General features: G+C 72.1%; 11 protein-coding genes and 1 tRNA gene. 2 read left to right on the top strand and 10 right to left on the bottom strand.

Annotated features, from left to right (window positions below; translation table 11 throughout):
* Positions 1-60: 60 nt before the first annotated feature.
* The 8 genes from JWR81_RS18025 to JWR81_RS18060 form a co-directional block, all read right to left on the bottom strand.
* Positions 61-696 (bottom strand): aminodeoxychorismate/anthranilate synthase component II, encoded by a 636-nt coding sequence (locus tag JWR81_RS18025; RefSeq protein WP_297653726.1) that lies wholly within the window; start codon positions 694-696, stop codon positions 61-63.
* Positions 697-733: 37 nt separating this feature from the next.
* Entirely contained in the window at positions 734-2,716 is a 1,983-nt protein-coding gene (gene pknB, locus JWR81_RS18030) for a Stk1 family PASTA domain-containing Ser/Thr kinase (protein ID WP_297653729.1), read from the bottom strand.
* 109 nt (positions 2,717-2,825) lie between these two features.
* Positions 2,826-4,094: a serine/threonine-protein kinase gene (locus tag JWR81_RS18035; RefSeq protein ID WP_297653756.1), complete on the bottom strand. Its 1,269-nt coding sequence runs from the start codon at positions 4,092-4,094 to the stop codon at positions 2,826-2,828.
* 2 nt (positions 4,095-4,096) lie between these two features.
* The gene (locus JWR81_RS18040) at positions 4,097-5,575 is read right to left on the bottom strand and encodes a penicillin-binding protein 2 (RefSeq protein ID WP_297653732.1); all 1,479 of its coding nucleotides are present in this window, start codon (positions 5,573-5,575) and stop codon (positions 4,097-4,099) included.
* Positions 5,572-7,008: an FtsW/RodA/SpoVE family cell cycle protein gene (locus JWR81_RS18045; protein WP_297653735.1), complete on the bottom strand. Its 1,437-nt coding sequence runs from the start codon at positions 7,006-7,008 to the stop codon at positions 5,572-5,574. Before JWR81_RS18045 ends, JWR81_RS18040 begins: the two co-directional genes overlap by 4 nt.
* Positions 7,008-8,378, bottom strand: coding sequence for a PP2C family serine/threonine-protein phosphatase (locus tag JWR81_RS18050; RefSeq protein ID WP_297653738.1), 1,371 nt, complete (start codon positions 8,376-8,378; stop codon positions 7,008-7,010). The genes JWR81_RS18045 and JWR81_RS18050 overlap by 1 nt, the downstream gene beginning before the upstream one ends.
* An 88-nt stretch (positions 8,379-8,466) precedes the next feature.
* Positions 8,467-8,922, bottom strand: coding sequence for an FHA domain-containing protein (locus JWR81_RS18055; protein WP_297653740.1), 456 nt, complete (start codon positions 8,920-8,922; stop codon positions 8,467-8,469).
* Positions 8,923-8,958: 36 nt separating this feature from the next.
* On the bottom strand, positions 8,959-10,110 hold the full coding sequence (locus JWR81_RS18060) for a DUF3662 and FHA domain-containing protein (RefSeq protein WP_297653743.1): 1,152 nt from the start codon (positions 10,108-10,110) through the stop codon (positions 8,959-8,961).
* A 133-nt stretch (positions 10,111-10,243) separates the two neighbouring features.
* On the opposite strand from JWR81_RS18060, the gene JWR81_RS18065 reads away from it, so the two are divergent.
* Positions 10,244-10,326, top strand: a tRNA-Leu gene (locus JWR81_RS18065).
* 26 nt (positions 10,327-10,352) lie between these two features.
* Here the strand turns inward: JWR81_RS18065 and JWR81_RS18070 are convergent.
* Entirely contained in the window at positions 10,353-10,973 is a 621-nt protein-coding gene (locus tag JWR81_RS18070) for a uridine kinase (protein ID WP_297653747.1), read from the bottom strand.
* Between the two features lie 46 nt (positions 10,974-11,019).
* Positions 11,020-11,313 (bottom strand): hypothetical protein, encoded by a 294-nt coding sequence (locus JWR81_RS18075; RefSeq protein WP_297653750.1) that lies wholly within the window; start codon positions 11,311-11,313, stop codon positions 11,020-11,022.
* Between the two features lie 61 nt (positions 11,314-11,374).
* On the opposite strand from JWR81_RS18075, the gene JWR81_RS18080 reads away from it, so the two are divergent.
* The coding region (locus JWR81_RS18080) for a TetR/AcrR family transcriptional regulator (RefSeq protein ID WP_297653753.1) at positions 11,375-11,982 on the top strand (608 nt) is incomplete at its 3' end.

An 11,982-nucleotide genomic window follows, 5' to 3' on the forward strand; every position in this document is an offset into this window, starting at 1 on the left:
CGAGGCAGCGGTGGGTCCGGTGCGGAAGCGGTGCGCGGTGATCATGCCGCCGGGCGGCGGTCAGGCGCGGGCGCTCAGCTCGGCCATCTCGGCCGTGAGCGCGACGACGTCGGCCTCGGGGGCCGGGTGGCCCGCGATCGCCATCCAGGTGGCCAGCATCCGGTGGCCGCCCTCGGTGAGCACCGACTCGGGGTGGAACTGCACCCCGTGGATCGGCAGCTCGCGATGCCGCAGCGCCATGATCACGCCGCCCTCGGTGCGGCCGGTGACCTCCAGCTCCGCTGGCACGGAGTCGGGCCGGATCGACAGCGAGTGGTACCGCGTGGCGACGAACGGGTCGGGCAGGCCCGCCAGGACCCCGGCGCCGTCGTGATGGACGAGCGACGTCTTGCCGTGCAGCAGTTCCGGCGCGCGCTCGACGACACCGCCCCAGGCCGCCCCGATGGCCTGGTGGCCGAGGCAGACGCCGAGCAGGGGTATCTCGCGGGCGGCGGCGCGGCGGATCACGTCGATGCTCGATCCCGCCCGCTCCGGGGTGCCCGGGCCGGGGCTGACGAGCACACCGTGCACCTCGTCCAGCTCGTCGAGGTCGACCTCGTCGTTGCGCCGCACCACCGTCTCCGCGCCGAGCTGGGCGAGGTACTGCACCAGGTTGTAGACGAAGCTGTCGTAGTTGTCGATCACGAGGACGCGCATGGCACCAGTGTCCTGTAGTCCGGGCGGAGTCGTCGCGTCAGTTGTTGAAGGGGAACCCGCCGTTGCCGTTGCCGTTGCCGCCGCCGTTGCCGCCGCCGGTGCCGCCGGTGGCCCGGCCGATGTACAGCGTGATCTGCTGGTTCGGGTCGGCGGTGGAGCCGGCGCCCGGGCTCGTGCCGACCGCCTTGCCGTCGAAGTCCGTCCGGTTGCCGACGTCCTGGGTCTGCGTGTCGACGTTGGTGTAGCCGGCCGCACGCAGGGCCTTCAGGGCGTCGCTCTGGCTCATCCCCTGGACGTTGGGCACCGTGCCGGTCTGGGTGCCGTTGGACAGCTGCAGGGTGACCGTGGAGCCCTTCTTGGCCTGTGTGCCCGCGGCCGGGTTGGTGCCGACCACGGATCCGGCGGCGCCCGTGCCGTTCACCTGCGCGGTGGTGACCTTGAACCCGACGTTCTGCAGCGTCTGGGTGGCCGTGTTCTGGTCCTGGCCGGTGACGTCGGGGACGGCCACGTTGACCGGCGCGGTGCCGATGGTGACGGCCACGGCGCTGCCGCCCGCGGCGTTCTCGCCGGCCTTGGGCGTGGAGTCGATGATCTTGCCGACGAGCGTCGGGTCGTCGGTCTCGCCCTGGCTCGAGGCGCCCAGCGTGAGGCCGTACTGCGCGAGGATCTGCTTCGCCTCGTCGGTGGTCTTGCCGGTGAGAGCCGGCACCGGGGTGGACGGCGGGCCGTTGCCGACCACGATGTCGACCGGCGTGCGCTCGGCGATCTGGGTGCCGCCGGCGGGGTCGGTGGACTGCACCTTCCCCTTCTGGTCGAGCGTCGAGTCGGCCTGGGTGATCTTCCCGACCGTCAGACCGGCCGAGATGATCTGGTTCTGGGCGTCCTGCTGCGCCAGCCCGGCGACGGCGGGCACCGCCACCTGCTTCGGCGCCGCGGGCCCGCTGAACACCTGGAACGCCACGAACCCGACGAGCGCCAGCGCCACGACGACGGCTGCGACGATGCCGATGGTGCGCGCGGTGCGCCGTGGCGGCTCCTCGTCGTAGTAGTCCTCGTAGCCCCCGGCGGTGGGCGGCGGTGTGCCGTGGCGGCCGTTGATGCGGCGCGTCGGGCCCGTGGTGGGCGGCGGCGCCATCATCGCGGTGCGCTCGTCCTCGCTCATCACCGGCGGCGCGAGGGGGGCCTGGCCGCTGCGGACGCGCACGAGGTCGGTGCGCATCTCGGCCGCGGACTGGTAGCGGTTGGCCGGGTTCTTGCTGAGCGCCTTGAGGACCACGGCGTCGAGCGCGGGCGGGATGCTCGGATTGACCTGCGACGGCGGCTTCGGGTCCTCGCGGACGTGCTGGTAGGCCACCGCGACGGGGGTGTCACCGGTGAACGGCGGCTCGCCCGCGAGGAGCTCGTAGATCACGCACCCGGCGGCGTAGACGTCGCTGCGGGCGTCGACGGCCTCGCCGCGCGCCTGCTCCGGGGAGAGGTACTGCGCCGTGCCGATGACGGCGGCGGTCTGCGTGACGTTCTGGCCCTCGCCCAGGGCGCGCGCGATGCCGAAGTCCATGACCTTCACCGCGCCAGCGCGGTTGATCATGATGTTGGCGGGCTTCACGTCGCGGTGGATGATCTGGTGGCGGTGGCTGAAGTCCAGCGCGGCGCAGACGTCGGCCATCACCTCGATGACCTTCTGCTGCGTCATCGGGCCGGTGGACTTGACGATCTCGCGGAGCGTCTGGCCGTCGACGTACTCCATGACGATGTAGGGCAGCGGGCCCGACTCGCTCACGACCTCGCCGGTGTCGTACACGGCGACGATGGCCGGGTGGTTCAGCGCGGCGGCGTTCTGGGCCTCCCGGCGGAACCGCATCTGGAACTGCGGGTCGCGGGCCAGGTCGGCGCGCAGCACCTTCACGGCGACGTCGCGGCCCAGCCGCGTGTCGAGCCCGCGGTGAACCTCGGACATGCCGCCGTAGCCGAGCACCTCGCCCAGCTCATAGCGCTCGGACAACAGTCGGGGGGTGGTCATCGCTGCCGGTTCCTGGAGGGGTCGAGTGATTCGGTCATCATGCCGGGCGCGTCAGCCCGCCGGGGTGTCGGATCGGCCACCCGAGCGCCGGAACGCCCCGTGCGCGGGTTCACCGGACACCCCCGGTATCGATCAACGGGACGAGCGGACCGCCCGCCACCGCCGGTCCGGCCAGGAGGCCCTCCCAGCTCGTCACCGTACCCGTCGCCAGCCCCTGGCCAGAGGTGCTCGCGGTGCCCCGGTCACCCCCCAGGCTGCGGACGACGAAAACCCCCACCACCACCGCGGCCACCGTGAGCAGCACGAACAGGACGAGGAGCGCAGTGCGCCCGATGCCGGCCGTGGGCTTGAGACTGAGCGACTCCGCGGGCGTGGGGGTCGGCGCCAGGCGCCGTTCCCGGCGGCCCGGCCGAACGGGTTCGGGTGCCCGCCGCTCGCCCCGCCGGTCGGCCTCGACGACCGGCGTGGGCGGCGGAGTGGCGATGCCCACCGCCAGACGTGCACGCGTCGGGGTGAACGGGCCCTCGACCGACCCCGGGGCGGGCAGCGCCTCGCCCCGCCGGACGGCGGCGACGGCGGCGGCGAACTCGCCCCCGTCGGCGTAGCGCAGCAGGGGGTCCTTGACCAGCACCGCCTCGATCAGCTCGCGGGCGCGCGGCGGCACCGTGTCGGGCAGGGGTGGCGGCTCGTCGCGCACCTGCATCATCGCGACGGCCACGGCGCTCTCCGCCCGGAACGGACGGTGCCCGGCGAGGCACTCGTAGCCGACGATCCCGAGCGAGTAGACGTCGCCCGACGGGCCCGCCTCCGCGCCGCTGGCCTGCTCCGGCGCGATGTAGTGCGCGGTGCCCATCACCATCCCGGACCGCGTGACGGGCACGGCGTCGGCGGCCTTGGCGATGCCGAAGTCGGTGAGCTTCACCAGCCCGTCGGTGCGGACGAGGATGTTGCCGGGCTTGACGTCGCGGTGGACGAAGCCGCGCTCGTGGGCGGCCTGGAGCGCCCACGCGGCCTCCTCGACGATGCGCAGCGTCTCGTCGGCGTCGAGCGGGCCGCGTGCGATGAGTGTGGAGAGCGGCTCGCCGCGCACCAGCTCCATGACGAGCCACGCGGTGCGGCGCCCGGTGGGGCCCTCGTCCTCGCCGTAGTCGTGCACGTGGGCGATGCCGGCGTGGTCTAGCGACGCGACGGTGCGCGCCTCGATGCGGAACCGGTGCAGGAACTCCTCGTCGTCGGACAGCTCCGGGCGCAGCACCTTGACCGCGACGCTGCGGCCCAGCCGGGTGTCGGAGGCCTCCCAGACCTCGCCCATCCCGCCGACGGCGATGCGGCGGTCGAGCTGGTAACGGTCGGCGATGCGCTGGCCGGCGGCGAGGATCGTCATCGGGGTGCCTTGCCCAGTGCGGCGGCGATCACCGCGCGGCCGATGGGAGCGGCCACGACGCCACCGGTCGCCGCGAGGTTGTTGCGGTCCCCGCCCGACTCCACCAGCACCGCCACGGCGACCTGCGGGTTCTCCGCGGGGGCGAACGCGACGTACCAGACGTGGGGCGGGGTGTTCTTCGGGTCGCTGCCGTGCTCGGCGGTGCCGGTCTTGGCCGCGATCTGGATCCCGGTGATCTTGCCGGCGCCGCCATAGGAGTTCTCGTTGTTGACCATGAGGTCGGTCATCGTCTTCGCGACCGACGAGCTCACGGCCTGGCCGAGCCGGTCGGGCTGGGTGGTGTCGACCGTGTCCAGCGTCTGGCTCTGGATCTCCTTGACCAGGTACGGCGCCATCATCTGGCCGCCGTTGGCGATGGTGGCGACGATGGAGGCGTTCTGCAGCGGCGTGAGGGCGACGTCGCGCTGGCCGATGGACGACTGCTGCAGCGCCGCGACGTCGGGGATGTCGCCGATGGTGGAGGGCGCCACGGTCATCGGGATGGTCTGGCCCTGGGCGCCGATGCCGAACGCGGTGGCCTGGTTGCGGATGGCCTGCTCGCCGAGATCACCGGCGAGCTGCGCGAACGCGGTGTTGCACGAGCGCTGCAGGGCCTCGCGCAGGCTGGCCGTGGCCGAGGTGCCGCACGCGTTGCCGTTGTAGTTCTCGAGTGTGGTGTTCGTGCCGGTCAGCCGGATGTTCGGCGCCGCCGTGAGCTGCGTGTCGGGGGTGTAGCGCCCGCTGCTCAGCGCGGCGGCGAGGTCGATCAGCTTGAACGTCGACCCCGGGGGGTAGGTCTCCTGGACCGCGCGGTTGGTCAGCACCGGCGGATCGGCGGTGGTGAACTTCTGCCAGGCCGCCTTCTGCTCGTCGGAGCTGTGGCCGGCGAGGGGGTTCGGGTCGAACGACGGTGTGGACGCCATCGCGAGGATCTCCCCGGTGGTGGGGCGGATGGCCACCACGGCGCCGGAGTAGTTCTTCTTCGTCAGCTGGTCGTAGGCCACCTGCTGGACGTTGGGCTCGATCGTCAGCACGACGTTGCCGCCGCTGGGGTCGCGCCCGGTGATGAGGTCGGAGAGCCTGCGGCCGAAGAGCCGGTCGTCGCTGCCGTTGAGCACGGAGTCCGACGCGCGCTCGATGCCGCTGGAGCTGTAGATCACCGAGTAGTAGCCGGTGATCGGCGCGTAGACCGGGCCGTCGGGGTACTGGCGCTGGAACTGCAGCCGGTCGTCGGTGGGGGTGCTGCTGGCGAGCACCTGGCCCTCGGCGCTGATCTGGCCCCGCTGGCGGGAGTACTCCGCGAGCAGCACGCGCTGGTTGCCCGGGTTGTTGCGGTAGTCGTCGGCCTTGACGACCTGCACGTAGGTCAGGTTGACCATGAGAAGCACGATCATGGCCATCACCGCGACGGCGACGCGTCGGACCGGTGTGTTCACGTCGGCCGCTCCACCAGCTCCGTACCGGCCTCGGCGAGGGGTACCGCGGGCGTGGCGGGACGGCGGGGGAGCGGGGCGCGCGCGGCGTTGGACACCCGCAGCAAGACGGCGACGAGGGCGTAGTTGCCGACGAGCGACGAGCCGCCGTAGGACAGGAACGGGAGCGTCATGCCGGTGAGCGGGATCAGCTTGGACACGCCGCCGACGACGATGAACACCTGCAGGGCGAGCGCGAACGCGAGGCCGGTGGCCAGCAGCTTGCCGAAGCTGTCGCGCACCGCCAGTGCGCTGCGCAGCCCGCGGGTGATGAGCACGAGGTAGACGACGAGGATCGCGGCGAGCCCGATCAGCCCCAGCTCCTCGCCCAGCGACGACAGCATGAAGTCGCTGTTGGCGAACGGGACGATGTCGGGACGGCCCGCGCCGAGCCCGGTGCCGCCGACGCCGCCAGTGCCGAGGCCGAAGAGGGCCTGCACGATCTGGTATCCGGCGCCGCTCGGGTCGGCGAAGGGGTCGAGCCAGACCTGCACGCGCACGCGGACGTGTCCGAACAGCTGGTACGCCGCCAGCGCACCGGCCACGAAGAACGTCAGACCGATGATCAGCCACGACACCCGCTCGGTGGCCGCGTACAGCAGCACCAGGACGATGCCGAAGAACAGCAGGGACGTGCCCAGGTCGCTCTCCAGCACGAGCACGCCGACCGAGAGGCCCCACGCCAGCAGCAGCGGCGCGAGGTCGCGGGGGCGGGGGAACTCCATGCCGAGGACGCGGCGGCCGGCCGTGGTGAACAGCTCGCGCTTCTGCACGAGGAACGCGGCGAAGAAGACGATCAGCAGGATCTTGGCGAACTCGCCGGGCTGGATGGAGAAGACGCCCAGCCGCAGCCAGATCTTCGCGCCGTTGACCTCGGTGATAGACGACGGCAGCAGGCCCGGCAGCGCCAGCAGGATGAGCCCGACGAAACCCGCGGTGTAGCCGTAGCGGGCCAGCGTGCGGTGGTCGCGCACCAGCCACAGCACCGCGATGAACAGCACGATCCCGACGGTGGTCCACGCGACCTGGCGCGGGATGGCCTCGGTGGGCACGACGTCGCCCGAGGCGACGGCCTTCGCGGCGTAGGCCAGGTCGAGCCGGTGGATCATCACCAGGCCGAGGCCGTTGAGCAGCGCCACGCACGGCAGGATCAACGGGTCGGCGTAGGGCGCGAACCGGCGCACCGCGGCGTGCGCCACCGTGAACAGCGCCAGGTAGGCCAGCCCCACCCACAGGAGCGAGCTCGTGAGCTCCTGCTCCTGGTTGGCCTCCACCAGCACGAGCGCGCCCGTGACCAGCACCGCCGAGAACGCCAGCAGCAGCAGTTCGATGCCGCGCCCGGTCGGCAGCGGCGCCGGCGCGGCCGCCGTCACCTGCCCGTGGGTGGGAGCTGCCATCAGCCCACCGACCGGCAGTTCAATCCCGGCTGCGGTGCGGGCGTGGCGAGCGGCGTGGACGCGACGGTGGGCACCACCGATGCGACCGGCCGCCCGGCGGCGGGCGGAACGGCGGGCTTCGGTGCCGGTGCCGGTGCCGGTGTCGGTGTCGGTGTCGGTGTGGCCTGGACGACGGGGCAGGGTGCGAGCATGCGCCCACGGAGCTTGTCGACGAGGCCGGTGGCCCCGGTCAGCCCGTCGACGGAGACGATCCCGTCCTGTACCGCGCTGCGCTCGGCCTCGGGCAGGTCGTCCAGCCCGATGTCGGTCTGCTGAGCGGCCCGCTGCAGGGGCACGCCGAGCACCTGGCCGCGCACGCCCTGGAAGATCGTGACCTGCTGGCCGTCGGCGCCCACGTAGTACTGCTGCAGCACCCACATGCGTGCGAGCACCCCGGCGGCGACGAGCACCGCCAGTACCGCCACCACGGCGACGGCGATGCGCACGGGCGAACGGCGCCTCACCGGCGCGTCGGTGACGGGGGAGACGCGCGACGGTGCCGTGCGCGTCATGGTGGTGGCCGACGCGCGGGCGGCTGCGGAGTCCGGCCGCGGGCCGTCCTCGCTGCCGTCGCCCATCGAGCCGCCCATGATCGGGGCGTCCTCGCCGAAGTCGATGTCGACGACGTCCGCGACGATGCAGGTGATGTTGTCGGGCCCGCCGCCGCGCAGCGCCAGCTCGATCATGCGGTCGGCGCACTCGCGGGGGTCGCGGTAGCCGGACAGGGTGTCGGCGAGCGTCTCGTCGCTGACCACGCCGGACAGGCCGTCGGAGCAGAGCAGGTAGCGGTCGCCGGGCCGGGCCTCGCGGATGGTCAGCGAGGGATCGATGTCCTGGCCGGTGATGGCGCGCAGCAGCAGGGAGCGCTGTGGGTGCGTGTGCGCCTCGTCCTCGGTGATGCGGCCCTCGTCGATCAGCGACTGGACGAACGTGTCGTCCTTGGTGATCTGGCTGAACTGGCCGTCGCGCAGCTGATAGGCGCGGGAGTCGCCGATGTGCACCATTCCCAGGCGCGAGCCGGCGAAAAGGATGGCGGTGAGCGTGGTGCCCATGCCCTCCAGATCGGGGGCGTCCGCGACGTGCCGGGTGATGGCCGCGTTGCCCTCGACGGTGGCCTCGCGGAGCTCGGCGAGCAGGTCGTCGCCGGGGTCGTCCTCGTCGAGCGGGGCCAGCGCGGAGATCACCAGTGACGACGCCACCTCGCCGGCCGCGTGCCCGCCCATGCCGTCGGCCAGCGCGAGCAACCGGGGCCCGGCGTACACCGCGTCCTGGTTGTTCTGCCGGACCAGCCCGCGGTCGCTACGGGCGGAGTAGCGCAGGACCAACGTCATCGAGCGACTCCGCGATTTTGGTCGGGGGCAGATCGGTCGGCCGGACCACGGACGGGCCCCTGGGTCCCCGCGGTGTGCTGCGGAAGTCTCATGACCGGAGCTCGATCACCGTCTTGCCGATGCGGACAGGCACCCCCAGGGGAACCCTGGTGGGTCCGGTGACCTTAGCCCGATCGAGATACGTGCCGTTTGTCGACCCGAGATCCTCCACGTACCACTCCTCGCCCTGCAGTGCGATGCGCGCGTGCCGGGTGGAGGCGTAGTCGTCGTCGAGCACGAGAGTGGAGTCGTCCGCCCGGCCGATGAGGATCGGACGCGCGTCGAGGGTGACGCGGGTGCCGGCCAGCGCGCCCGCCGTCACCAGCAGTTGGCGCGCCGTCCGGCCTCCACCCCGTCGCGGCGCGCCCCGGCCTCCCGACACGATCGTCCTCAGCCCCGACGCCGCATAGAGGTCCGAGCGGACCACCCGCAGCGCGACCAGCACGAAGAGCCAGAGCAGGGCGAGGAAGCCCGCCCTGGTCAGCTGCAGCACCAACTCCGGCACTACCGGCGAACCTCTTATCCGTCGACGACGTCGGAGTTACTGGGTGCGGAAGACCAGGCTGGAGTGCCCGGCCCGGATGACGTCACCGTCGTTGAGCTGCCAGGTCTGCACCGGGTTGCCGTTGACGGTGGTGCCGTTGGTGGAACCCAGATCCGACAGGGTGGCCGTCTGACCATCCCAGTTGATCTCCAGGTGGCGGCGCGACACACCGGTGTCGGGCAGCCGGAACGCCGAGTCCTGGCCGCGGCCGATGACGTGGCTGCCCTGGGTGAGGTCGTACGTCCGGCCGGAGCCGTCGTCGAGGCTCAGCGACGCGCTGACGCCCTGCTGGTAGCCGCCGTAGCCGCCGCCCTGCTGGTAGCCCTGCTGGTCGTAGCCGGCGTCGTAGCCCTGCTCGTAGGGCTGCTGGTAGCCGCCCTGCTGGGGGTAGCCGCCCTGCTGGGGCTGGCCGTAGCCCTGCTCGTACCCCTGCTGGGGGTAGCCGCCCTGCTGTGGCTGGCCGTAGCCCTGCTCGTACCCCTGCTGGGGGTAGCCGCCACCCTGCTGGGGCTGGCCGTAGCCCTGCTCGTAGCCGGGCTGCCCCTGCTGGGGGTAACCGCCCTGCTGCGGGTGACCGCCCTGCGGGGGCTGCTGCTCGGCGGCCTGGTCGTAACCCCCCTGACGCTGGTCGTAGGCGGGCGGGGCGTACGTCTGCTGCCCGTATCCGGGGGCACCACGGTCGTAGCCGTACTGCCCGTTCTCCTCGGGGTGGCCCGGTTGCTGGCTCATGGGTGCTTCTCCTGCGTCGCGTGCTCGGATGGCGTCCCGGCGGGAAGCGTCGGGATCCACGGACGAGCGGGTGCGGAACTGTCCCGTGTGCAGCGCGTCGGAGCGCTCCAGAAAGACTACGACCTCGCCGTAGGTGTCCCATCCCTGGTCGGCGAGTTGTTCGGTGACAGAGCCGGACAGCGAGTCGACGATCTGTGCTCTGTCACCGGCCATGCGTCCGAGATCGGTGGGGCTCAGCAGCACCGTGAAGCGGTTGGGTGCCAGTAGGCGCCCTCCCGCGAGCTGCTCGATGTGGTCCTCGGCTTCCCTGACCAGTGCCTGTACGACTTCCTGGGGAACGACACTGCCACCGAAAACCCGCGCGAAGGCGTCGCCCACCATCCCCTGGAGACGGCGCTCGAACCTGTCGACGCGGCCCAACCGATCTTCCTCCGTTCGCATCGGCGTGTTGCTGACAGGGTGAATCGTATCTGTGCTAGTTCGCGGCCCGACGTCCCCCGGGCGGGGGCCTGCGGCGCGGCGTTCGAGGGGCGTGCTAGCTTTCCTCTTGCCAGGGCGAGTGGCGGAATGGCAGACGCGCACGGTTCAGGTCCGTGTGTCCGAAAGGACGTGAGGGTTCAACTCCCTCCTCGCCCACAATCTCCTCCTATCCCCGTTGACTGTCATCCTTTCTGGATGGCCGGCCGGTCCGGGTGGTCGGACAGCACCAGCAGATCTGCGTTCCCCGCCGGATCACGCTCGCTCTCGTAGCGGGCGTGGGCAGGTAGCGTCCACTGTGCATCCTCGGGCAGCCTTCTGGCCAGAGCTGCGGCACTCATGTGCAGGTGCACGGCCAGTTCCGCGGGCAGACCGCGTCCGAGTAGCACGGTTCCGTGCAGCAGCACCACCCCGTCGCCGGGGAGGTGGGTGTAGCCGTCACGGAAGGCCCGGTCGGTGGCGGCGTCCCAGAGCCGGGGCAGCACACGCCCCGATCCGTCCGGCCCCGCGGGGTCGAGCACCTCGCGCCGCAGCCCGCCGGCGTCGAGCCAGCCGTCGAGGAACTCGTCGGGGTCCTCGCGCCCGTACTCCAGCCGGACCGACGCCGGACGCAGGTAGTCGCCGGTGTCCACGACGACGGCCGCTCGGCCCCTTGACCGCAGCTCGGCGGCCACGCGATGCGCCAGATCGCCTGGTCGCGTCGGTGAAGGGCCGTCCAGCATCACGCGCACGCGCCCGGGACGGTCGTCGACGAGCTTCAGGACCTCGGAGACGAGGACGTCCGGGGTGACGGGAGTGACGCGCACACCGCCGATGCTGCCTGCTCGCCGCCGGCCGTGCAGACCGGGTGGTCTACGCCAGCACCGACCCCCTGGCCTCCACGACCTCGAGGTGCATCACCGTCGGCTCACCCGGAGGGCGGGAGCCGCCGAACGCGCGGTCGACGGCGGGGTGCACCCGCTCGTCGAAGGCCTTCGCGCACAGCTCCTCCGACTCCCACACCTCGATGTAGCGCAACCCGCCCTCGGGGGTGCGGACGCACAGGTGCAGCAGCGAGCCCTCCAGCGGCTCCGGGCCGAGCTCGTCGAGGATGCGGCGGTAGAGCTCCTCGCCGATCGGGACGTCCTGGGTGTACGCGTAGACCATCACGGGCTCCTCGAACTCGGTCCGAATGAGGTTCGGACGAATAATGGTAAGCTTCACCGCGATGACCGACGACGTCAAGGTCCCGCGGGCCTACCACGCCCCGCGGCGCGCGGAACAGGCCGCGAGCACCCGCCGGGCCGTACTGCAGGCCGCGCGCGAGCTGTTCACCACCCGCGGCTACGCGGCCACCACGGTGGCGCAGATCGCCGAGCGCGCCGGCGTCGCCGTGGACACGCTCTACGCCGCGGCGGGGCGCAAGCCCGCGCTGCTGCGCGAGCTGGTGGAGACCGCGATCTCGGGCACCGACGACGCCGTGCCCGCCGAGCAGCGCGACTATGTGCGCGCCGTCCGGGAGGCCCCGACCGCCGAGGCGAAGATCGGGATCTACGCCACGGCGCTCGCGGCGATGGGCCCGCGCACCGCCCCGATCTTCCTGGCGCTCCGCGACGCGGCCGTGAAGGACGCGGCCTGCGCGGAGCTCCGCACCGAGATCACCGGGCGGCGCGCGGCCAACATGCGGCTGTTCGCCGCCGACCTGCGCGCCACCGGGTCGCTCCGCGACGACCTCACCGACGCCGAGGTGGCCGACATCGTCTGGAGCACGAACTCCGCCGAGTACTACGTGCTCCTCGTGCACGAGCGCGGGTGGACGCCGGAGCGCTACGGCGC

This window comes from Pseudonocardia sp., assembly GCF_025965585.1.
Classification (GTDB): domain Bacteria; phylum Actinomycetota; class Actinomycetes; order Mycobacteriales; family Pseudonocardiaceae; genus Pseudonocardia.

Coding starts and splice junctions, on each gene's coding strand:
- JWR81_RS18025 (WP_297653726.1), bottom strand. CDS start 696: ATGCGCGTCCTCGTGATCGACAACTACGACAGCTTCGTCTACAACCTG.
- pknB (WP_297653729.1), bottom strand. CDS start 2,716: ATGACCACCCCCCGACTGTTGTCCGAGCGCTATGAGCTGGGCGAGGTG.
- JWR81_RS18045 (WP_297653735.1), bottom strand. CDS start 7,008: ATGGCAGCTCCCACCCACGGGCAGGTGACGGCGGCCGCGCCGGCGCCG.
- JWR81_RS18050 (WP_297653738.1), bottom strand. CDS start 8,378: ATGACGTTGGTCCTGCGCTACTCCGCCCGTAGCGACCGCGGGCTGGTC.
- JWR81_RS18075 (WP_297653750.1), bottom strand. CDS start 11,313: ATGGTCTACGCGTACACCCAGGACGTCCCGATCGGCGAGGAGCTCTAC.